Source organism: Arthrobacter sp. ISL-85, from assembly GCF_018613675.1.
Classification (GTDB): domain Bacteria; phylum Actinomycetota; class Actinomycetes; order Actinomycetales; family Micrococcaceae; genus Arthrobacter.
On record NZ_JAGGPQ010000023.1, the window covers coordinates 14,829 to 35,966 of the forward strand.

20 protein-coding genes are annotated in these 21,138 nt (G+C 63.2%); 7 read left to right on the forward strand and 13 right to left on the reverse strand.

The genetic code is table 11. The annotated features are described in order from the left end of the window. Position 1: 1 nt before the first annotated feature. Positions 2-1,234 (forward strand): hypothetical protein, encoded by a 1,233-nt coding sequence (locus tag J7I84_RS16930; protein WP_214945714.1) that lies wholly within the window; start codon positions 2-4, stop codon positions 1,232-1,234. Positions 1,235-1,264: 30 nt separating this feature from the next. Continuing rightward, on the forward strand, positions 1,265-2,296 hold the full coding sequence (locus J7I84_RS16935) for a PDDEXK nuclease domain-containing protein (protein ID WP_214945715.1): 1,032 nt from the start codon (positions 1,265-1,267) through the stop codon (positions 2,294-2,296). A gap of 819 nt (positions 2,297-3,115) precedes the next feature. Here the strand turns inward: J7I84_RS16935 and J7I84_RS16940 are convergent. Next, on the reverse strand, positions 3,116-3,898 hold the full coding sequence (locus J7I84_RS16940; protein WP_214945716.1) for a VOC family protein: 783 nt from the start codon (positions 3,896-3,898) through the stop codon (positions 3,116-3,118). Positions 3,899-4,312: 414 nt separating this feature from the next. Here J7I84_RS16940 and J7I84_RS16945 point away from each other — a divergent pair, with 414 nt between their 5' ends. The 4 genes from J7I84_RS16945 to J7I84_RS16960 all read left to right on the forward strand — a co-directional run bounded on the left by J7I84_RS16945 (position 4,313) and on the right by J7I84_RS16960 (position 7,664). Next, positions 4,313-5,242, forward strand: coding sequence for an ABC transporter ATP-binding protein (locus J7I84_RS16945; protein ID WP_251046741.1), 930 nt, complete (start codon positions 4,313-4,315; stop codon positions 5,240-5,242). A gap of 2 nt (positions 5,243-5,244) precedes the next feature. Further along, positions 5,245-6,483, forward strand: a complete 1,239-nt coding sequence (locus J7I84_RS16950; RefSeq protein ID WP_214945717.1) for an ABC transporter permease — start codon at positions 5,245-5,247, stop codon at positions 6,481-6,483. Between the two features lie 175 nt (positions 6,484-6,658). Further along, a complete protein-coding gene (locus tag J7I84_RS16955; protein WP_214945718.1) occupies positions 6,659-7,105 on the forward strand; it encodes a hypothetical protein in 447 nt (148 codons plus the stop codon). A gap of 274 nt (positions 7,106-7,379) precedes the next feature. Continuing rightward, entirely contained in the window at positions 7,380-7,664 is a 285-nt protein-coding gene (locus J7I84_RS16960) for a hypothetical protein (RefSeq protein ID WP_214945719.1), read from the forward strand. A 62-nt stretch (positions 7,665-7,726) separates the two neighbouring features. Here J7I84_RS16960 and J7I84_RS16965 read toward each other — a convergent pair whose 3' ends face one another. Then, positions 7,727-8,272: a hypothetical protein gene (locus J7I84_RS16965; protein WP_214945720.1), complete on the reverse strand. Its 546-nt coding sequence runs from the start codon at positions 8,270-8,272 to the stop codon at positions 7,727-7,729. A 1,661-nt stretch (positions 8,273-9,933) separates the two neighbouring features. Next, on the reverse strand, positions 9,934-10,833 hold the full coding sequence (locus J7I84_RS16975; protein ID WP_214945722.1) for a DNA/RNA non-specific endonuclease: 900 nt from the start codon (positions 10,831-10,833) through the stop codon (positions 9,934-9,936). 262 nt (positions 10,834-11,095) lie between these two features. Here J7I84_RS16975 and J7I84_RS16980 point away from each other — a divergent pair, with 262 nt between their 5' ends. After that, positions 11,096-11,290, forward strand: a complete 195-nt coding sequence (locus J7I84_RS16980; protein ID WP_214945723.1) for a hypothetical protein — start codon at positions 11,096-11,098, stop codon at positions 11,288-11,290. 130 nt (positions 11,291-11,420) lie between these two features. On the opposite strand, the gene J7I84_RS16985 is transcribed toward J7I84_RS16980, so the two are convergent. The 10 genes from J7I84_RS16985 to J7I84_RS17030 all read right to left on the reverse strand — a co-directional run bounded on the left by J7I84_RS16985 (position 11,421) and on the right by J7I84_RS17030 (position 21,109). Beyond that, positions 11,421-12,083: a helicase associated domain-containing protein gene (locus J7I84_RS16985; RefSeq protein ID WP_214945724.1), complete on the reverse strand. Its 663-nt coding sequence runs from the start codon at positions 12,081-12,083 to the stop codon at positions 11,421-11,423. After that, the gene (locus tag J7I84_RS16990; protein WP_214945725.1) at positions 12,080-12,616 is read right to left on the reverse strand and encodes a hypothetical protein; all 537 of its coding nucleotides are present in this window, start codon (positions 12,614-12,616) and stop codon (positions 12,080-12,082) included. Before J7I84_RS16990 ends, J7I84_RS16985 begins: the two co-directional genes overlap by 4 nt. A gap of 178 nt (positions 12,617-12,794) precedes the next feature. Continuing rightward, a complete protein-coding gene (locus J7I84_RS16995; RefSeq protein WP_214945726.1) occupies positions 12,795-13,055 on the reverse strand; it encodes a GlsB/YeaQ/YmgE family stress response membrane protein in 261 nt (86 codons plus the stop codon). A 1,264-nt stretch (positions 13,056-14,319) separates the two neighbouring features. Next, complete coding sequence (locus tag J7I84_RS17000; protein WP_214945727.1) at positions 14,320-14,667, reverse strand: DUF202 domain-containing protein; 348 nt, start codon at positions 14,665-14,667, stop codon at positions 14,320-14,322. 4 nt (positions 14,668-14,671) lie between these two features. Beyond that, positions 14,672-15,073, reverse strand: a complete 402-nt coding sequence (locus J7I84_RS17005) for a YidH family protein (RefSeq protein ID WP_214945728.1) — start codon at positions 15,071-15,073, stop codon at positions 14,672-14,674. Positions 15,074-15,192: 119 nt separating this feature from the next. Beyond that, positions 15,193-15,492, reverse strand: coding sequence for a Dabb family protein (locus J7I84_RS17010; RefSeq protein WP_214945729.1), 300 nt, complete (start codon positions 15,490-15,492; stop codon positions 15,193-15,195). A 141-nt stretch (positions 15,493-15,633) separates the two neighbouring features. Next, positions 15,634-17,304, reverse strand: coding sequence for a thiamine pyrophosphate-binding protein (locus tag J7I84_RS17015; protein ID WP_214945730.1), 1,671 nt, complete (start codon positions 17,302-17,304; stop codon positions 15,634-15,636). Between the two features lie 39 nt (positions 17,305-17,343). Next, positions 17,344-18,327, reverse strand: a complete 984-nt coding sequence (locus J7I84_RS17020) for a formylglycine-generating enzyme family protein (RefSeq protein WP_214945731.1) — start codon at positions 18,325-18,327, stop codon at positions 17,344-17,346. A 44-nt stretch (positions 18,328-18,371) separates the two neighbouring features. Next, positions 18,372-19,763 (reverse strand): FAD-binding oxidoreductase, encoded by a 1,392-nt coding sequence (locus tag J7I84_RS17025; protein ID WP_214945732.1) that lies wholly within the window; start codon positions 19,761-19,763, stop codon positions 18,372-18,374. After that, entirely contained in the window at positions 19,760-21,109 is a 1,350-nt protein-coding gene (locus J7I84_RS17030) for an MFS transporter (protein ID WP_251046742.1), read from the reverse strand. Before J7I84_RS17030 ends, J7I84_RS17025 begins: the two co-directional genes overlap by 4 nt. Between the last annotated feature and the right edge of the window lie 29 nt (positions 21,110-21,138).

Genomic DNA, 21,138 nt, shown 5'->3' on the forward strand with positions numbered 1-21,138 from the left:
CATGAGTGAATCAGACGGCATCGACGACTTTCTCGACAACGGCATGCGCCAATCCCTGATGATCGCCGCACGCATCGCCGAGACGCTGGCACGCCGCCGGCAGGAAGCCCAGCGACAGCAGGAACACCAGGACACCCAGGTGATGCATGAAGCCCGGGCACGTCTCGCCGCCGAGCGCAGCACTGCTCTCGCCGTCCTCGCACCCGTGCACAAGGACCAGTGGTGGGACAAAGCGCAACCGGCCGACATCGCCACGGCGCACGCCGTCGCTGAAGGCTGGAAAGACCACGACCCCACCGCCTTGGAAGCCGCAACAAGAATCCGTGAAGAAGTCCTCGCCCGGTACGGCATCGACACACGCGACGTCGGCTCGGACACCGCCTACCTCGAATCTGGGGTTGCGACTTTCGCAAGCGAAAATGCTCGGCGGGACGAGCTGGCACGCAGCCAAGAAGAAGCACGGAAAGCCGCCGTCGAGCACGAGAAAGCGGTGCATTTGATCGCGGCTGCGCAGGCAGAAGAACGACGGGCCCAGGCTGAGAAGTTGGCACCTGTTATGGAGCGCCACCAGGTCCCCGTTGAGTACCTGGCCAATCCCGAGCTGGCACAGGCCCTGCAGCGGGCCCACGACGCCAAAACCCCCTCGGCCGCCGCGGTTGCGGACACCGAAATCAAGGAGCGCCTGTTCCTCATTACCACGGACGGCGTCGACGGCCCCGACATTGACCAGCTGTGCAAGGAAACTACCGCGAACTTCAACGGGGCCGACGAATCCCACTTCAAAGATCCTGATTTTGTGAAAGCAGCCAAGGAGATGCACGAAGCCAAGCTCCTGGCCGAGGGTGGCTTCGGCGGCCCTGAGTCGGCACCGCTGGCGGCACGGTACGAGCGGGCCGAGAAGGAACTCTTTGCCCGGTTGGAAAGCGTCGGTACGGACATCGAGAACCGCGTCACCGGCAGCGACAACAGCAGGCTGAAAGACCAGGGCCTCAAAGCAGAAACAGCATCAGTCAGCAGTTACGGATCAGCCGAACATCACCAGAAATTCGCTGAGTCCCTGCAAGACACCGGGGCCAGTGAAAGACAGATCCGCGGTCGCGTAGCGGCCTCCCGCAGCCAAGGTACACACCCCAGAGTTGCGGTGACGCAGAGCAAGGGGGCAGCGAAGGCTAGCAAGGCCCGCAAAGGTGCAGCAGTTGGGGCTGAGCGAGGCAAGGGAGGGCTAAGCCGCTAGCGGGTCCGGGCGAGCAGCTAGGGTGGATGCGTGTCTGCGATTGAGCCTGAACTGCCAAGCGGCTACGCCGTAGCCCTAGAGTCCCTGAAGGCGTTGGTTGCTTCCGCCCAGCTGCGTGCCCAGCGAGCCGTCAACGCGGCCATGATCGAGCTCTACTGGAAGATCGGCCGCACCATCTTAGAGCGGCAGCAGGCTGAACCCTGGGGGAGTAAGGTGCTCGGTCGCCTGGCCGATGATTTGCGCAGAGAATTCCCGCACATGAAAGGCTTTTCTCGCAGAAACTTGTACTACATGCGTGCTTTCGCGGAGGCATGGAATATCCCAGATGAGTTTGTGCAGACAGTGTCTGCACAAATTAGCTGGAGTCACAACGTTGCCCTCCTCGACCGATTACAGGACCAAGACCTGCGCGAGTGGTACGCCCAGCGATCCGTCCGGCACGGCTGGTCCCTGGCCGTCCTGGAACACCAAATAATCTCCCGACTTCACGAACGAGAAGGCTCGGCGCCCAACAATCTCGAGGCGCGTCTTCCAGGGGAGGGCACGGCTTTGGCGCGTGAGGTCGCGAAAGACCCCCTTGTGCTGGATTTTCTCGGCCTGACAGCAGAAGCCGACGAGGCTGCCATCGAAGAAGCCATGACTCTGCGCATTTCTCAAACGCTCATGGAGTTCGGGACAGGGATGGCGTTCGCTGGCCGCCAGGTGCATCTCGAGGTCGGCGGTGACGATTTTTACATCGATCTGCTGCTGTACCACATACCAACCGATCGATATGTGGTGGTCGAACTAAAGGCCGGCAAATTCAAACCTGAGCACTTGGGTCAGCTGAACTTCTACGTCTCAGTTGTCAACGACAGGATCAGGCTCCCGAGGCAGCGGCCCGCGGTAGGGATCCTTGTCTGCGGATCCAAGAACCAGCACACCGTTCGCTATGCGCTGGACCGAGCGGCGCAACCATTAGCTGTTGCTTCGTATACCTACGAGACACTGCCTGAAGCAGAGCAGCAGGCCTTGCCGTCCCCCGAAGCAATCGTTAACGCCTTGGACCTAGGCAACGAATAGCGACTTCGATGAATTGTGCAGACACTGTTTGCACAATTCAGCGTCTCCCTCCCGCCGCCCCCTCGTAAGTCTGGTCCAGCCTGCTCAAGTGCGCTTAGGTCGTCCCAGATGGTGGAGAAGTGCATTGCCATTCACGTACGCCGCTGCCCTGGTAGGGAGGAAAGCCTGTGCCGTCGCCGTACGGCCGAGTTTCGCGGAGTGGAACGACGCCGAAGAAAAGATCAGGCAGTTCAAGAAGACCGTTGGTCGAACTGACCGAACGGGACCTCGCTACACTACCGTTGGTCTTCGCGTCCTGGTTGCCCGCATCTACGTCCGTAATGACCACTTGGATGTGGTCACCAATCGTAAAACCCGAATCGGTCGCACCGAAGGAAACGAAGGCCCTTGGAAACTCATCCGGGCGTAACACCTTCAACTCAGAGGTTAGGAAGGCGCGAATCGAACGGTGCTGCAGAGCGCTGAAGAATCTTCATCGGTCGAAAGGAATCGGCTGCCGTCCCGGTAGCGATGGGAGTCCGAGATCTGTCCGAGCTGCGGAACCGGCTGACGCGCACGAGCCCCGGAGAACACGAGGAGGTCAGCGCCGGGTGCCGGGTAACGCAGTTCGAACCCAGGGAGCGGGTTGGGCCGGCGGCGTTGGGGCATCCGATCTCAGGGATGCCTTGGACCGCCGGCCCTTTTCCCATTTATAAGGTCCTCCCCCAACGGCAGGATCTTGACCCTAACGGTAAGACCTGTTTCTAAAGGGACAACCCACGGCGGGCACAGGGTTCGCTCAAGACTGGACCAGCTTGTCCTGCACGAGCGAGTCTGCCGTCAGGGCTGGGGGGTGAGTCTCTGGGCAATCTTGAATACTGCGCCTGTTGGGTCGGTCAGGGTTGCCATGCGACCGAAGGGCGTGTCCTCGGGCGGGTGGATAATGGTGCCGCCGAGCGAGGACGCGGTGGTCGTTGCGGCGTCGGCGTCCTCGACACCGAAGTAGATCTGCCAGTTCGAGGGCACGGATTCGGGCAGGTAGAAAGATGCGTCCATGATGCCCGCCCGTGATTCTTTCCCGGATCCGAGGGTGGAGTAGCGGAAGTCTTCGGTGTCACTCATGACGGAGGTGTTCCAGCCGAATACATCCTGATAGAACTTCACGGAGGGCGCGTAGTGCCGGGTGTGAAGTTCGTGCCAAAACGGGGCGCCGTGTTCTCCTGTCAATTGGAACCCGGTGTGGCCTCCGAACTGCCAGGCGCCGATGACGGCTCCCCCGGCGTCGGCGAAGACGGCCATGTGTCCTTGGTCCGGTACCTCCATCGGCGCCATCAAGACCTGTCCGCCGGCCGCGAGTGCAGCCTTTTCGGTTCCATGGATGTCTTCCACTCGCAGGTATGTCGTCCAAGCATCCGGTTGGCCGGTGCTCGGGTCGTTCCGCATCATTCCGGCTACCGGCGCGCCCTGGGCAAAGGTCATCACGTAGCCGCCGTAAGTCTCTTCGTCGCCCGCTTCATAGGTCCAGCCGAACAGGCTGGAATAAAACTGGCGCGACCGCTCAGGATCAGAGGTCATGAGGTCGACCCAGCAGGGATCTCCGGGGGCGATGGTTGGCTTCGGCATGCGGGGTCCTTCTGTGAGGGGAAGATCAGTCAGGGGCAACTCATGCGGCAACCCCACCATGTAGGGCTCAACCAGTTGAGTGAAACGATGCCGGAGCAATTTGATGCGTTGGGTGATTCGGGAACGGGCGTTTAGACGGCCATTGGCAAGGAAGCTTAATGGGCCCAGGCCTCTGCCCGGACCAGAGAGTGTAGGCCGACGGCGATCCTTTGGGGGCATCGGCGTCTCAACCATGCCCCCGGCCCTGTCTCCACTGGAAGGGCCTCCCACAATGGCAGGATCTCGTCTTCAACGGTAGAAGGCGTTCCCGACCGGAGGCCACTTTCGTCGCAATTTTCGCTCATGACCGACTCCGCCTCCACACGCCCTTCAGGTGCATGAATGATCGGACTGGTTGGAGGCTAGGCTGGCACTATGACCTTGGGGGACGCGGCGGAGCCGCTTGTGCACATCGAGGACTTCCGGATGGACTTCGGGGACACGACGGTCATCCGGGACTTGTCCTTCGACGTCCACGCGGGGGAGACCTTCGGGTTCCTTGGCAGCAACGGGTCGGGGAAGACCACGACGCTGCGGGCGCTGCTGGGCATTTACCAGCCCACCGCCGGGACCCTGCACATCGACGGGAAGGTCTTCGAACCCCGCGACGGGGCACGGCTCGGGTACCTGCCGGAGGAACGCGGCCTGTACAAGAAGGAACCCGTCCTGGACGTGATGGTCTACTTCGGCCGGCTCAAGGGCCTGTCCAAGAACGCCGCCCGGTCCTGGTCCGAGAACTACCTGGAACGGGTCGGGATCCCGGAGAAGGCCAAAACCCGGCTGGACAAGCTCTCCGGTGGCCAGCAGCAGAAAGTCCAGCTCGGCGTGACCATCATGAACAACCCGGAGCTGCTGATCCTGGACGAGCCGACCAAGGGCTTTGACCCGGTGAACCGGCGGCTGCTGATGGACATCATCGAAGAGCACAAGCGGGCCGGGGCAACCGTCATCATGGTCACCCACCAGATGGAAGAGGTCGAACGGCTCTGTGACCGGGTGATCCTGCTCAAGGACGGCGTCGCCCGCGCCTACGGGACGGTTGAGGAAGTCCAGGAGGAGTTCGGCGGCACCCTCTACCGGGTGACCTACGAAGGCGTCCTCCCAGAATCGGACCTTTACGACGTCATCTCCGCCGGGGACGGCAGGGCTGAGCTGGCACCCCGGCAGGGGGCGTCCGAGGAGAAGGTCCTGCGCGAGCTCGTGGAGACCGGGGCCGGGATCCGGTCTTTCACTCCGGCACGGATTTCCCTGGATGAGATCTTCATCAAGGTTTACGGCGAGCAGCATGAATTGGCGGAAGGCTGACCATGGCACTGACACAGCACAACCTCGGCACCGTGGTCGCGTTCGAGTTCGTCCGCACCATCAAGAAGAAGGGCTTCGTGATTGCGACCCTGGCGATTCCCGTCCTCCTGATCGTCGTGTTCGCCCTCGTGTATGCGTCCAACGCCAGCTCGAAGGCCAGCGCGGATGCCCAGAAGAGCGCGCAGTTCTCCTTCGCGTACACCGATGCGTCCGGGATCATCCTGTCTCCGGGCGCCAAGGCCGCCGGCGGGACCTACTCCGACAACCCCGAGGCGGCGATCGCCGCGGTGAAGGACGGCAGCAGCGAGGCGTACTTCCAGTTCCCGGCCGACCCGACGAAGGAGCCGGTGAAGGTCTACGGGGCCGACAAGGGCGTGTTCGAGAACGGCAAGTACGAGGCCGTGGCCAAGCAGCTGCTGGAGGCTTCGGCCCAGTACGCTGTGGGCTCGCCTCGGCTGACGGCGGCCCTGACCGGCAAAGTCCAGTTCGACTCAGAAACGTTCAAGGACGACAAAGTTGCCGCCGGCGTCGGGGGAGTGATCCCGCCAATGCTGTTCCTGGTGGTCTTCTACATCTCGATGATCCTGCTCTCGAACCAGATGCTGAACTCGACCCTGGAGGAGAAGGAAAACCGGGTCACCGAGATGATCCTGACCACCCTGAACCCGACCACGCTCATCACGGGCAAGATCATCTCCCTCTTCATGGTCGGCCTGGTGCAGATCCTGGTGTTCCTCGCCCCGGTCGGGCTGGCCTACCTGTTCTTCCGGGACCGTCTGGCCCTGCCGGACATGGACCTGTCCTCCCTGGTCTTTGAACCCGGCCCAATGATCACCGGCGCCCTGCTTCTGGTGGGCGGGTTCACCGTCTTCACCGGGGTGCTCGTGGCCATCGGGGCGATCATGCCGACCGCCAAGGAAGCCGGCACCATCTTCGGCCCGCTGATGGCGATGATGTTCATCCCCTTCTACACATTCAGCCTGGTCATCTCCAACCCGAACGCGCTGATCGTGCAGGTCTTCACGTACTTCCCGCTGACCGCCCCGGTCACCGCACTGCTGCGCAACGCCTTTGGCACTCTGAACCCGGTCGAAGCCGCCATCGTCATCGTCGAGCTCCTGGTCGTCGGGTCCCTCATCATCAGGCTCGCCGTGCACCTGTTCCGGTACGGGTCCATCGAATACGGCCGCAAACTCTCCATCGCGGGGACCTTCCGCCGCAGCGAACTCACCGCCAAGTAAAGGGCGCCTGATCTGGGTTTTGGTACCCATTCCCGTCTAGCGGCTGCTGTGTAAGACTTCGGGCATGGATGACCCGCGCAGCCGGATTGTGCCACTCCTCCGACGAGGCGAAAGGCTGCTATCGGTCGGTCGTCCTGATCCTCGGGTTCGGTTCACTGGTGCGGATGCTTTTCTGGTGCCGTTCAGTATCCTCTGGGGTGGCTTCGCGATCTTCTGGGAGATCGGTGCGGTCACCATGGTCAAGCAGCCTTTCTTCATCCTCTGGGGCGTCCCTTTCGTTTTGGTGGGGCTCTACTTCATCTTTGGCAGGTTCATCTTCAAGAGGCGGCGGAAGCTCGTAACGGCCTACGGACTCACGGATCGTCGGGCAATTGTCTGCACCGGGGACAGGTCAATTTCGGAAGCTCCCGTCAGCGGCCTGCCAACGAAGATCGACCGGGCCAAAGACGGCCGGCATGTGAGTGTGACATTCGGGTACCAGGGGATGGCAGGGCTACTGGGCATGTACCAAAATACCGGCACGGATTTCTTCAGCTTCGGGCTCGGGCAGAGCGTCGCCTTCTACGACGTCGAAGACACCGAAGGCTTGCTGGGTGCGCTGGACGAGTCCAGAGTCGGTTAGCGCCCGCCCCTGGGCCAGGACACGGCAGCCTCGGCGATGATGTAGCGGGCGGCCATCCAGGAGGGATTGCACTGGCAGGATGTTGCCGGTCCCCCCGCAATGGGGGCATTTCAGCCCGGGCGCCGGCATTTCGGCAAGATGTTGCCGGTTTCTGGTACCCGCCACTGCCGTACACATTGAATTCGAAGGTCATCCACACAAACGGGTTCTGCCAGGCTTGAAACGCGCGGAGCGCCTCCGCAATCCTGTGGGTGCGCGGGAGGACGATGGACTCATGACGGCTCCAACGGTGGAGGCGGCCATCCATGAACTGATGGATCTCGCCTGGAATCTTGTCTTCGACCTGCTTGAGGAGCGGGGCCTGCTCGGTAACGGCTTGGTCGTCGAGGAGTACACCGGCATCCACTCCTGGCTCGATGGACCCACCCGGTACACCGTGGTTCACTCCCAGACGGTGGCCGTCCTGTTTGTGGACACCCGGCCCGTGGACGCCATCGTCTTCCACCACGATCTGCTCGGCGCCGACGACCCGAAGAGCTTCTTCAAGCCTCCGGTGTAGCGGGCAGACAGCAAGGTGCCGCACGCCGGATCAGCGGTGTGCGGCACCTTTTCTGGATGACGTCACCAGAAGTGGGCGACGTCCATGATCAGCCGGGTTCCGGAGCCTGGTCCGTCCAGGGTGAAGACCCGGAAAGGCAGCCGGGCGCGGACGCCGAGGCCGATGCTGGTGGACCCTTCGAAGCTTCCGGCGTAAACCACTTGCCTGAAGGTCTGGTAGCCGGCCACGTTGGACAGCTCGGCCTTGGCGGCCGGGTTGTAGGTGACGTTGCCCTTGCTGTCATATGAGGGTGCGTTCACGGTGACCTGCAGGCGGGCGTTGCCCAGCACAGGGATCGTGTAGCCGCTGGCGTCCTGGATGATTTCCGGGACGTAGCGGACCGTGTAGCCCTTGACGGGGCCGTTGAGGTCAACCACCATCCGGTCGAAGCAGGGTTGCTGCCCTGTCCGGACGTTGGTGACGGAGGCGGTGCTCATCCCGGGCCAGGATTTAGCCAGGGATCCCCAGTCGAGACCGCAATACGTTGCTGCCGAGGCGGGCCCCGGAGCCACGACAGCCAGCCCCACGGCCGCGAGGAGCGCCGTGAGCCAGAGGAGGAGTTTCTTCATGAGTGGTGCCATCCAAGGGGGAGTGGTGAGGTTGGACAGCACAAGAGTAGGCGCGCCGGGTGCCACAAACGAGGGTTGTGGCCGCTTCGGGGCGGAACCGTAAAGAACGCCGTGCCCGGGTCACGCGCCAGTAAATCCCGGTGCTCTTTTCGGCCGCCTGTAATCGTTTCGGTGCCGTTTTTGAACCCGGCCGTTATGGCCGATAACGGCGCAAGGGCCGTCGCTGCCGAGCAATGTTGCCACGGCGGCCGCACTGCTACTGGGATGCCACCGTCGCCGCTGACTGCGTAACGGCCCGACAGAGAGTCCGCACATAAAAGCGCTGCCCTTGAGCCGGCGACCGGCTGGAAAGCTGCCGGTTTTCGGTCGACTCTTCATCAGCATGACCGTTTTCCACCTGTAAAGCGAGCCCGGCTTACTACCTCAGTGCCTTGCAGGCCGTGCATCATGAGCCTCAGCCTCCCGAGGGGTTCTCCTTGGGAGTACCGTCGGCGTCCTCGGTGATGGGTCGGTCTTCCTCGGGTTTCGTGTTCGGGGTGGCCCCCTGTGGGTCGTTTGGGCACATCGCCGGGCTGGTCCTTCGTTTCGGAGTCGTTCACGTGTCCTCCTGTGGCGTTGATGTGAAGAAGGTGCGCCCCGTTTGAACTGCTCCTCCGGGAGTCGGAACTGCGTTTCTCAGTGCATCTTCCGGGGAGCAGTTCAGTTCGCTGAGCGCGCCCTATTCAATTCCCCCTAGCATGTCTCTGATGCTCGGTTTCCCCCTACTGCCAGGGGACCGTCGTACCCGGAACTTCTCTGGTGGACGGCAGGTCTCGCGCGTTGTTGCCGCTTCGGCTCAGACCAGTGCGGGATGGGTGCTGAGGATGTAGTCCGTCGCTGCCGCGCCTGTCATTCGTAAGCCGTTCAGGTGCGGGGTGACGCGGCTCTGCATTGCAGACCAAAACACCTTTTCTGGCCGTGGCGCCCGACAAGTGACGTGACACCAGCTCGTGTAGAGCCCATACAGGGCATCAGGTGCGAGGTTGCATCCGGACCTCGGGTCGCAGATTGTGGCATCGCTGAGGAACTGGTCGTACTGTATTTCGCCCATGGTGGCTGGCTCTTTTCGCTGCGTGCGTCAGGTTGCCTCCGTTTGGCTACAGCGGCAATGCCCCGGCCGCGCACGCGACAGGGACGGTCCTACACACAATGGTTCGTTGCCGGGATCGACATGGATGGGGCAAAAGGTAAATAAATTTGGTACGCAGGACTCGGTAGGTTAATTCGGAGTGCCGAAAGGCACGCGCTCCTGTTCCTTGCCGCTTTCGTACTTCTTGTGGGCGAGACAGGCGCCATCAGCCCGTCGCCGGTCCTGCGGTGTGGACAGTCGGAAGAAAGCGCAGCCTGCTATCCCTTTCGCTGACCTTCCGTCAGGGTTGGATATAGGGCCGGTGTCGAAAGGCAGTGCAGGAACAGGATCGGAACTCTCCGGCATTCATTCCTGGCTGGAGGGGCCCTCCCGGTACACCGTCGGCCACTCACGCGAGGTCGCGGTCCTCTTCCTGGATACCCGGCCTATGGACGCCCTCGTCTTCCACCACGACCTGTGGCGGACGACCCGAAGAGCTTTTTCGGTCTTCCTCAGCGGTAGCAGGCGAAGAGAGCAGCGGCAGGTCGTGCCGCTATTGGCCGAGGTCGAAGTCCAGGTCCAGGTCTTCGGGGGAGTGCAGCTCCCGCCAGGTTTCGGTGACCCGGGCGCTGGGCAGGGTAGAGGCGATCGGCATCCGGTCTACGGCCACCAGCTGGTCCAGGCCCAGCCCGGTGAGAGCAGCGATGTCCCGGATAGGGACTTGGAAGGTCCGGAACGGACCGAGCGGCGGGGCCTCGTCGGTGACACCTGGGCGGGGTACATCCGGCAAATCAGCGAGTTGGGGTGTCTGGTCCACGACGTAGCCGGTGGCCCCCAGCTTCCCGCCCTGGAGGAACACGGCGACCTTGAAGAACTTCAGGGGGATGGTCACGCCGCGGTATACCGGGTCCGTTGCTCCGAAAACGGGCCCGGTGAACACGACGATGCGCCGGCTGTTGTCTGCGGCGTTTTCCTGGAGGTAGGACTCCAGCCCCAGCCAGAGCTCGATGCCCTGGTTGAACTTCGCTGCCTGTGGGGCCGCGTTCGTGTAGTGGAAGGTGTCCTCGTTCGCCTGGGCGGCCTCCGCGCCGGTATCGCCCCACACGGCGGAGGCGCGGCGGACCAGGTGCCCGCGGTCGATGTCGTTGTGCGCGTAGACGCGCTCCCCGGTTTGCTGGTCCTCGGGCAGGCGCGGATCAAGCCGCCACTGGATGCCGGCCCGGTCCAGGTCCATGAGCTTCTTCCCGTCCATGCCCAAGGCCGTGACCGCGGCAAGCCGCTTGTCCGGGCGCATCAGAACCGAGAAATGGGTGTATGGCAGCAGGACAGTCTTCACGTGGGGCAGTTCGGGGATCGGGACCGGAACTCCCAGGAAGCCGGGGTTGTAACCGGCACGGCCTGCCAGTTCCCTGGCAGCAGCGGCCAACGCCTGGTCTGTTAGCAGTTCATCCATGCCCGGACACTACCAGCCACACACGACGATCGACTGAACGGTCTGGACTAAGTCTGGAGTTGCGCAGGGGGTCATTTGCCGTTCGAAAACGATGACGCGCTGGACTCCCTGGAGGATCTCGAAGCCGGCGGGCGGACGTCGTCCGTATGGCGTTGGCGAAAGGCGGAGAAGCGTTGCAGCGCAGCGGAGTGAAGGGGAACGACGTGTGGAGTTGTTTGAGCAGGCGCGTACTTCCGACCGTGCCCCGGTCTAGCATGGACAGATGAAAGATGACCGGGAATTTTCGCCGGAAGAGAGACGCACCTACACTGCGGTGTGTCCCATCTGTGGTGAGACGGCCTATCCGACATGGCAGCGGGTCTACGATGAATCCGACCCCGGCTCGGCTGAAAAGTGGAAGCTGGCGTTGGTTGAATGCCTGACCCCCGGCTGCGCGGACTCCCGTTTTTACGCATAGCAGGCCGGCCGGCCGGTTGTCCCTCAGCGAAGGGAGCGGCTCGTCCTCAGGACTAGCGGGAGTGCGGCTTGTTGTCTTCCTCATTGTCCCGCGACGCAGGTTGCCAGTCATCACTGGATGGCCTGCAACTTCAATCCATGCCCGACGGGCTGTTTCGGCCCCGCCGCACCCGTCCTTGCCGCCAGCCCGGTATGTCCTTGTTCAGCTGTTTCTCCTTGGCCGCGGTAAGCTTCCCGGCCCGTTGGTTGATGCGCTGGGTATGCAACCACACCCCCAGTGTCCGTTCTTCCCGGTCGCCGGTCTTTTGGTGCCGGGGCCAGTCGTTCCCGGCTGCAACCCAGGCGGCGACCTCGGCGAGCCGCTGCTTCCATCGGGCCGCGTCTGCGTCCCGCTTCGTCGAGTGGTCCCGCCAGTTCGGGATAGCGTCGAGGGCAGTGGCATAGGCAGGGGAGAGGGCGCCGGCTGCGGCGTCTTTGCGGCGGCGGGTTAGCCATTCCGCCAGGGTGGATTCCCGGCGGGACCTTCCGGTCACGGGCAGCCGCCCCTCGGTTGCGTAGAACGTCAGCACGTCTTCCAGGTTCCGCTTCCCGGGTCCGGTGACGCGCGCCGGTACCGGGGCGGCGGACTTGTGGGCGGCGCGCAGACCCGGATCCTGCTTCGCCGCAATGGCCAAGTGGTAGCGGATCACCGAGTGGGGTGCCTCGGTCACGGCTGCGATCTTGGTGGCCGCGATGCCGGCCCGATACATCTGCACCCATTCCGGGTTCGGGGCCTGGCGCGTGGTCTGGGTCACGCGGCGGGGCCTTTCCGGCGCCCGGCCAAAGCCGTTGCCAGGTACGCCGCGATGAGTACGATCATGCTCCCGAGCCACCCTGCAGCCAGGAAGAGCAGTGTCCTGTCGCTGTTGTCCTCGAATGGGGCCAGTGATTGGCCCGCGACGACGACCTTGCCAGCGGCTGGGCGGGCAACGACTGCGAACCGCAGCCCAGGCTCGGGCTGCCACGTCACCGCATCCGACCCCGAAGCGCGCGCGGCATCAAGGACCCCGCCAGGAAGACTGGGAACCACCCCATGGAGCGTCACCGAGCTGGTGACCGGGGAGTTGTCCCGCCCGTAAACGATGACAAAGACGCCGCTGTCTGGGGTCAGCTCAAGCCGGGGTGTATTTGGGGTGGCCGAAGGCATCTCCTGCACCTGTGCAGCGGCAGCCGCAGCCGGAGCCATGTTCGCGGAATGCCGGATGACCTGCTGCAGGCAGACATACATGGTTCCGAAAACAACTGTGACCACGAGGGCGGCCGCTGCCCAACCAATGATTCGCTGCATGCGACCATCATGCGCCCGACATCCCGCGGCGCGTGGGGCTGGCGGAGAACGTTGCAAACTCGTCATTCGCCATGGGGGAGGCGTCTCCAATTGCGTTCTTCGGCCGTACCCAGAACGCGGAAAAGGGTGCGCCCCGTCCGCTGGGCGCACCCTCCTGGAATCTTCCGTTGTGTGGCAGCTACCGGCGGACACTCCTGCGACCAGAGATCCCTTCCGCGACTCCTATGAGAAGAACTGCTGCGATGACGGCAACGATGAATCCAAGGAAGTTCAGTTCGAAGATGTTGCCGGTTCCCAACAGGCTGGCGATGACACCACCGATGACAGACCCGGCCAGGCCCAGCAGCAGCGTGGCGAAGATGCTCAGATTTTGTTTGCCTGGCTTGATGAGACGGGCAAGGGCTCCAATGACGAGGCCTGCAACGATGAAACCAATCATGGCTTGCCTTTCCTTTACGTTTCGCTCGAAATGAGAGGACAAGGGAAAGGGTGCGCCCCGTCCGCTGAGCGCACCCTCTTTCGTTTCCCCTTCACACCGGATCCCCATCCGAATAGCTCTATCATAAGCATGCTTAGCAATATTTGCGCAAGCTTGATTGCTTACTCCTGTCGGAAGCACAACGAATAGGTAATCACCGGGGCTTAGGAGGTCGGATGCCTTGGCGGTATCCTCCGCGGTTAGCGTCTTGATGACTAGTCATGCAGGATGGAAGCGGAGCCTGGCGCCACCGTACTTCAAAGTTTGGTCGCCGGCTTCGACGCAAGCCCAACGATTGGGGGCCGACGACGACTGGGGGGTTGAACCCCGGGGGAGGTTCACTACGCCGTCGGCCCGGCTATACCTCGCGCTTCCGCACGGGAAATTTTGTCGCTCTCCAGCAAAGATAACGCTTGGTACAGCCATTGGCGACAGAATGCGCTACCCCTTCGGCAGAGGGGATACCCAATCAAAAAAAGCGCACATCCAGGCGATGGAGGGCGGCGTTTTCCTCTGAGCCCATGTCCCACACCGCCATCTTCTTGTCGGGATCTTGGGAGGAAAGGTTCGGCCGGGGCAGTCATCCGCCGAGGGGGAGTGGCCCCTATATTCCCCCTATTCCCGACCTGATCATCACTGCACAATTCACATGTCTTGATGGTCACGCCAGTTCATCTGAGCTGCGTCCGGTTTCTACATGACCAGACGTGAGCCGTCCTAACGGTGATGACCTTGGATGCCAGAGGTGTGGTTAGTTGACCCGTGATTGGTGCGTGGGCGGCCTGCGACAACTGTGGCACCGATGCTGGGCGTGTGGAGGATGAGGCGGACTGCGGAATAGCGCCACAGCTTGCGGCACTATTGCCGCAGATTCGAGGAAAGGCAAGGCTCGGACAGGTGCAGCCCGTGCAGCTAGGAATCGTAATTGTCCAGACCGCATCTGGACAATTACGCAACAGGCTGTTCCACAATTGCCGGGCACCCGCCGACACAAGCTCAGCAACAGGGACGGCAGTCAGAGTTGAATCTAAGACTTCTCCCTGGGCATGTGCAGAAACTGGCTTTCGCACCCTATTCTGACGATCTTTTCAGCGTTTCCTGACGTCAGATTGGGTGTGCCCAAGCTGACGAGTTCCCACTCGTGGGCCAAGCACTTCAGGACTGGATAAGCCGGTTTCACGGTACTTCGCTCAAACTCTGTTCCGGCGTAATTCTGACACTGCAATCACGGATTGAGTGGGAGGAACAGGATGGTGTAGATCCCGAGCAGGGACAGGATAACTACGCTTCCGGCGAGGGCGGTCGTGGAGGCTATGACTGGGGTGATGGCTTCTTGGTTGATCCCTTGGATACTGCGATGTAATCGCCGCTTGCGGGTGAAGTTAATCGTAATGGCGGTGAGGGTGGCAGCCGCGACGAGACTGCCGACGAACCAGCCGTGGTGGGGCAGCCAGCGCAAGAAGGTTGCGGCGGCCACTACCAGGGACAATGTGGTGCGTCCCCACGCCATATCTGTTCGTTCAGGCTGCAGCCCCGGGTCGTCGTGGCAGGGGAGGGGTCGTGGTGGCGTCATGGGCTTAGTTTGGTCGAGCGAGCACGACGGCGACCATGACGAGGGCGACGAGAGCGGCGCCGAGGGCGAGGAACGGTGCGATCCAGGGCAGGGGCAAGGGCCCCTTGGAACGCATTGCCCGTTCCACGTTAAGCCAACGGAAAAGGGATCCTCCACCAATCAGAAATGCCATAGCCAGTAGGAGTACCGAGATGCTCTTGCGCAGTTCCGAGCCAAAAAAATCGGCCATGAACGCCTCGACCGCGACGCCGCCGGCGAGTATCGCCAACGAGGTGCGGATCCAGGCCAGGAACGTGCGTTCGTTGGCTAGAGTGAATCGGGGGTCGGGGTCATGGCCACCGCGTAGGAACCGGGAGGCCAGGTGGCCTCTTCTTCCGCTTTCGGAGGTGTGCGTCGGATTACTCAAAGAATGTCGGCCTTCCTAAAACCGTTTGATTGTCAGTACTTTTCGCGTCTCGATATCCGGTCCAGGGCCCCGCTCGGATCTCATCCGCGAAGCAATAAATGCCATTTATCGGCGGGGTCCTAGTAGTCCTGTGTAGCGGATTGGATGGCTGATCGTGTTGCAATCACCGGACGGATTCGGCGTATGGTCTCCAAGTGCTCGTTGCTGGCTTGAAAGTCTAAGAAAGCTTGCGGGTCGGGGAAGTCGATCATGATCGCGATCGAAGCGTTGCCGGGTGCCAGGCCCGCGTCCCTGCCAAGCCAGGTGGAGAGGCCGTAGCGCTGGGTGCGCAGTAAGTCCTCCATTGTGAGGATGGCCTCCGTTCTTTCCGGGCCCGGGGCGTTCTCGCGGAAGGTGAACATGACGATGTGCCGAATCACTGCTCCTCCTGGAGGGGGTTGGTTTTGACGGGTTTGGGCCCGCTGAGCTGGAGGGCCGCCGGTACAGCTGTGTAGTGCCTTCCCGACATGGGCCCTCGCGCAGTGCTTCTTTCGGTGCTCTGGCTTGCTGGAGCTCCCTGTCTAGAGGCTCGTCTTGGCGGAGAGTGAGGCAGACATCCATTCGACGACGACTTCACGGGAGATGGCGACGTCGAGCACGAAGACGCCCTTGTCGTTTTTGGCGAGCCAGTCCTCGAGGACCTTCAGGTCTGCAAGGGTCGTCGCCTTGTGTCCGGATGCGCCGAGGGCGCGGCCGATGGCGGAGAAGTCGACTTCGTCGATGAGCATCGCTGCGGGGTCGAGGCCTTTGGAAGCGTACTGATGCAGTTCCGCGCCGTAAGCTGCGTCGTTGAGTGCGATGACCACGCCTCTGCGAGTGGTCCGCAGGAAGGTTTCGAAGTCTGCCAGTCCCATCAGACCGCCGCCGTCTCCGGTGATGAAGACGGTGGTCCGTTCGGGGTGGGCGATGGAGACGCCGGGGGCGGAGCTGAAGCCGAGGCCAATGGATTGGAACGCGGTTCCGACCAGGACCATTGCTTGCGGGTCGGGGACGGAGAGGTACATGGGGGCCCATCCCATGAAGTGCCCGCCGTCCATGACGATTGACCTCTCGGCGGGAAGGATTTGCTCCAGGGCGGCGACGACGGCGCGGGGGTTGAGGCGGCCGTCGGGGCCGAATTCCTGTGGGTCCTCGTAGGGCCCGACAGAGCGGAACTCGTCCTCAGCGACCTCGGACGAGGCATGACGCCAGGTCTGGTTCTTCTCGACTGTGGGTATGCGGCCGGTGAGTGCTTCGAGGAAGGGTGCGAGGTCGGCCTGGATGTATTTGTCGACGTGGGGGTGCTCGCTCGGTGGCTCGTTGTCGATGCGGATAACCCGGGCGTCGGGCCCGAAGAGGGTCCCGTAGCGGTGTTGAAAGGAGTTCAGGGAGGCCCCGGCGACGAGAACGACGTCAGCCTGGCGGGCGAGGTCGAGGCGGTGCTCGCGGGCGAAGCCTCCGGCGATGCCAAGGTTCCATGGGCTCTCGACGACGTTCGTGGCCATGACGGAGGTCATGAACATCGCCCCCAACCGGTCCCCGAGCTCTTTGAACGGTCCGGTGGCGTCTCCAAGCAGAACCCCTCGTCCGGCGAGCAGGAGCGGGCGCTGGGCGTTGCGCAGGATAGCGGCGACCCGGTCGAGTTCCTTCCCGGACGCGTTCCAGAAACGTTTGGCGGGCAAGGGTTCGAGGTCGGCCTGCTCGTCCACGGGTGCAGTGGCGAGGTCGTAGGGGAGGGCGAGGACCACGGGTTGGACGGTGCGCAGCGCGAGGTCGAAGGCCCGATGGGCTGTTGCTACCGCATTTGTGGGGTGTGCTACGAGTGTGTGCACTCCTACGGCCTCTGCCGAAGCCGTTTGGTCGATGTCGAACGACCGCGGGCCAGTGCTTGGGGCGTCCCCGACGATGAGCACCAGGGGCACGCGGGCGAGCCTTGCCTCGGCCAGGGCCGTGTACGCGTTGGTGAAGCCGGCCCCGTAGGTCGTGGTCGCCGCGGCAATTCGCCCGCTGGCACGGTAGTAGGCGTCAGCCATCGCGACCGTGGCGGCCTCGTGGCGCCCTGAGGTGAAGGGGAATCCACCGCTGGTGAGGTGGCTGATGAGGTGAGCGTTGCCGTTTCCCATCAGTCCGAACAGATGCCCGGCCCGCTCGGCCACCACATCCGCGACTGCTGTGGAAACGGTCGGGCTGGCGGGAGGCGTTCGTGTCGTCATACGGGTTTCCTGTCGTGATCTTGGCCTGGAGGGAGAGGGTCAGGCAGTGGCGGCGGTGCGGAAGCCGCAGTTGCCGCTTGAGGAGTCGGGGGTGTTGGAGTTCCGGGCGGCGACGCGGTAGCGGTTGCAGTAGGAGTCGTGGCAGAGGTATGAGCCGCCGCGCATGACCCTGCCGCGACCGATGGTGGGACCTTGGGGGTTCTGAGTGGGGGCTTTCGCGTAGTACTTGGGCAGCATCCAGTCGCTGCACCATTCCCAGACGTTGCCGGCAACCTCATAGAGCCCGTATCCGTTGGGTGGGAAGGACTTCACCGGGGCGGTGGCAACGTGACCGTCCTCGTTGGTGTTGAGGGTGGGGAAGATGCCCTGCCAGATGTTGCATCGGTGCTGCCCGGCGGGGGTGAGTTCATCGCCCCACGCGTAGCGCTTCCCTTCGAGGCCCCCGCGGGCGGCGTACTCCCATTCTGCCTCGGTAGGCAGACGCCGCCCGGCCCAGGCGCAGTATGCGAGAGCGTCGTTCCAGGTCACATGGACTGCAGGGTGGTCCGGGGCCTCGGTCCATTGAGAGGAGGGGCCGAAAGGGTGCGCCCAGTCTGCGCCGCGAACATTCAGCCACCACGGGGCCCCCGCCGCTGTGCCCAGAATGTCCCCTTTCCGGGCACGAGCGACGAGGTGGAACACGGCAGAGGTGCCGTATTGCTCGGCCTCGGTGCGATATCCGGTGGCCTCCACGAAGGCGGCGAACATGCTGCTCGTTACTGCGGTGGTATCGATGCGAAACGCGTCCAGTCTCACCCGGTGCACCGGGGTTTCCCCGTCGTTCGGATAGCCCTCCCCGAACGCATCCCCCATGGCGAACTCCCCAGCAGGGATAATCACCTCCTCGTGGAGCCGGCCGCCAGCGGCGGCCGGGCTGCCGGCTTCCCTGGTCGGGGCCGTCAGGCCAGGGTTCGGCCCTGCGGCGTGGGTACGCCCGGGGGCGCAGCAGGTTGAGGCGTGTCGATCAGGGGTGGTGGGTTGCACGCTGTTGTCCTCGTCTTCTGGCCCGGTCCACGGCCGGGGGATGTTCACGTGTTCGTGGGTGGGAAGACTTTGCCCGGGTTGAGGAGGTTAGCCGGGTCAAAGACGGCTTTGATCTGTTGCTGGAGTTCGAACTGGTCCGGGCCGAGCTCGTCGGCGAGCCATCTCCGTTTCAGGAGGCCGATTCCGTGTTCTCCTGAGAGCGTTCCTCCGAGTTCGAGCGCGAGCGAGAAGAGCTCGCTGGCCGCCGCCCACACGGGCTCCGGAACGATATCGCCTTGGAAGGCGAAGGTCGGGTGCAGGTTGCCGTCTCCTGCGTGGCACGTCGTGGGTATGGAGAGACCGTAGCGTTTCTCAAGTGCGCGGATGGCGGCGAAGGCCTCACTCATACGGTCCCTCGGCACCGCGATGTCCTCGACGAGCAGGGTGCCGACAGCTTCGAGGGACGGAAACGCCTGGCGGCGGAGGTCCACGAGACGTTCGGATGCTGCAGGATCTGCAGTCAGTTCCGGAATGCCGCCGGAAGAGCGGACGATGTCGGCCACGTCCTGGGCGGTTTGGCCCGCGTCCGTCCCGTCGCACTGGACCAGGAGGAATGCGGAGCCTCGGCCCAGAAGGTCCTCACCCGTGAAACGGCCGACGTACTCAAGGGTGCGATCGTCCATCAACTCCATGATCGCCGGGACGTGCCCGGCCTTGGTTATCGCCGAGGCCGCATCCGCTGCGTCTTCCACGGAACCGAAGAATGCCCCGATAGTAACAATACGGCCGGTGACAACCGGCAGCAGCTTCAGCGTGCACTCTACGATGATGCCCAGTGTCCCCTCGGAGCCGATCATCAGGGCGCAGAGATCGTAGCCAGTGACCCCCTTGACGGTGCGGTGTCCAACGGAGATGAGGCGGCCGTCGGCCAGGACAACCTTGAGCGCGAGCACCGCCTCGCGCGTCACGCCGTACTTTGCGCACAAGAGACCGCCGGCGTTCATTGCGATGTTGCCGCCGACTGTGGAGATGTCCCTACTTGCCGGGTCCGGTGCCCACCACAGGCCCTGCCTTGCGAGGACACGGTTCAGGTCGCCATTGAGGATCCCGGGCTGGACCACTGCGAGCCGGTTCTCCGGAGAGATCTCCACGATCTGGTCCATGTCGCGCGTTGACAGGGCGATTTCGCCCGGTCCGGCGATGGCGCCACCGGCCAGGCCTGTCCCTGCCCCACGGGTGACGAGGGGGGTACCTGTGGATGATGCGATGCGGCAGAGCGTCTGGACCTCGTCAATGCTTTTCGGGTAGACGACCGCCGCGGGCACCCCGCCGGATTGGTGGCCGGAACGGTCGGAGGTGAACGCTTCCAGCAGCCCGGGGTCGGTCTCGACGCGCCCCGGCAGCGCCGCTCGGAGCTCGTCGAGCACAGCGACTGGATCCGAGAGGGCGCTGGTCATGGCAGGTAAGCCTCCGGGCTGGGCATATCGGCTGGTTCGAATCCTTCGGTGAGTGCGCCGGGGCGGCCAGAGCGCATGTTGCGCAGGGCGAGCAGGGAAGCGAGGGTGATCGCACCACCTGCAGTGAGGTAGAGCGCGACGGTCCAGGACTGGCCATGGGAGGTCTGCATGAGCAGGCTGGCGATGAAAGGCGTCAGGCCGCCGCCGAGCACTGCCCCAAGGGAATAGCCGACGGAGACGCCGCTGAAGGCGACCTTGGTGGGGAACATCTCGACCAGGAAGGCGGCCAGGGGACCGAAGACCGCTGAGGCGCCGACAAAGCCGACGAGGATAGCTGCCATCACAAGCGGTTCTTCAGCCGTGTTCAGCAGGCCGAACATCGGGAACGGGTAGAAGGCCAGGAAGAGCGCGCCCGCGAGCATGACCTTCATCCGCCCGATCCTGTCCGAGAGCCGAGCGAAAGCCAGGATCGCGAGCATCATCGCAACGGAACCGATCTGGGTAGAAGTGAGCATGAAGTTCTTGTCAATCTTCAGGAACTCTGTGCCGTAGGCCAGGGAATAGCTGATGATGAACCAGATGAAGGCGTTGAAGCCAAGGTTCACCCCGACGGCGACGAGCACCAGGCGCCAAGAACGGCGGAAGACCTCCACGATGGGGGTTTTGGCCTTGCCGTGGCCCTCCTGCAGTTTCTGGAATGCGGGGCTCTCCGTGACGGTCAGGCGGATGATCAGGCCCACGGCCAGGAGCAGGAAGCTGAGGATGAAGGGGATGCGCCATCCCCAGACCAGGAAGTCCTTTCCGGTTGCGCTGATGACCAGCCCCATGATGCTTGAGGCCAGCAGGGTGCCACCGGGGCTACCCAGGAAGGCCCAGCTGCCGTACCAACCCCGCCTCTCGGCGGGTGCATGCTCCACGGCCATCAGGACCGCCCCGCCCTGCTCGCCGCCGTGGAAGGTGCCCTGCAGGAGCCGGAGGGCGACCAGCAGCACGGGGGCCCAGACCCCGACTTGGGCATGGGTGGGCAGGATACCCATCACGGTTGTGCACCCGCCTGCGCCCATCAGCGAAGCTACCAGGAGGTTTTTGCGCCCGATCTTGTCCCCAAGGTGTCCGAAGATGACAGCTCCGAAGGGCCGGGCGAGGAAGCCCACCGCGAGGGTTGCGAAGGAGAAGACGACGCCGAGGGCCTCAGGGGTGCCGGAGAAGAAGACTGCGCTGAAGACCAGGGCGGAAGCCACCCCGTAAATCTGGAAGTCGTAGGCCTCGATCGCGGTCCCCACGGCCGAGCCGAGCGCGGCCCTGCGGACCATGCCGAGATTGGATTGGTTTTCAGAGGACATCATGCACACCTTTGTGGAAATGGTATTGGTAA

Coding starts and splice junctions, on each gene's coding strand:
- J7I84_RS16930 (WP_214945714.1), top strand. CDS start 2: ATGAGTGAATCAGACGGCATCGACGACTTTCTCGACAACGGCATGCGC.
- J7I84_RS16940 (WP_214945716.1), bottom strand. CDS start 3,898: ATGCCGAAGCCAACCATCGCCCCCGGAGATCCCTGCTGGGTCGACCTC.
- J7I84_RS16945 (WP_251046741.1), top strand. CDS start 4,313: ATGACCTTGGGGGACGCGGCGGAGCCGCTTGTGCACATCGAGGACTTC.
- J7I84_RS16950 (WP_214945717.1), top strand. CDS start 5,245: ATGGCACTGACACAGCACAACCTCGGCACCGTGGTCGCGTTCGAGTTC.
- J7I84_RS16960 (WP_214945719.1), top strand. CDS start 7,380: ATGACGGCTCCAACGGTGGAGGCGGCCATCCATGAACTGATGGATCTC.
- J7I84_RS16965 (WP_214945720.1), bottom strand. CDS start 8,272: ATGAAGAAACTCCTCCTCTGGCTCACGGCGCTCCTCGCGGCCGTGGGG.
- J7I84_RS16975 (WP_214945722.1), bottom strand. CDS start 10,833: ATGGATGAACTGCTAACAGACCAGGCGTTGGCCGCTGCTGCCAGGGAA.
- J7I84_RS16980 (WP_214945723.1), top strand. CDS start 11,096: ATGAAAGATGACCGGGAATTTTCGCCGGAAGAGAGACGCACCTACACT.
- J7I84_RS16990 (WP_214945725.1), bottom strand. CDS start 12,616: ATGCAGCGAATCATTGGTTGGGCAGCGGCCGCCCTCGTGGTCACAGTT.
- J7I84_RS16995 (WP_214945726.1), bottom strand. CDS start 13,055: ATGATTGGTTTCATCGTTGCAGGCCTCGTCATTGGAGCCCTTGCCCGT.
- J7I84_RS17000 (WP_214945727.1), bottom strand. CDS start 14,667: ATGACGCCACCACGACCCCTCCCCTGCCACGACGACCCGGGGCTGCAG.
- J7I84_RS17015 (WP_214945730.1), bottom strand. CDS start 17,304: ATGACGACACGAACGCCTCCCGCCAGCCCGACCGTTTCCACAGCAGTC.
- J7I84_RS17025 (WP_214945732.1), bottom strand. CDS start 19,763: ATGACCAGCGCCCTCTCGGATCCAGTCGCTGTGCTCGACGAGCTCCGA.
- J7I84_RS17030 (WP_251046742.1), bottom strand. CDS start 21,109: ATGATGTCCTCTGAAAACCAATCCAATCTCGGCATGGTCCGCAGGGCC.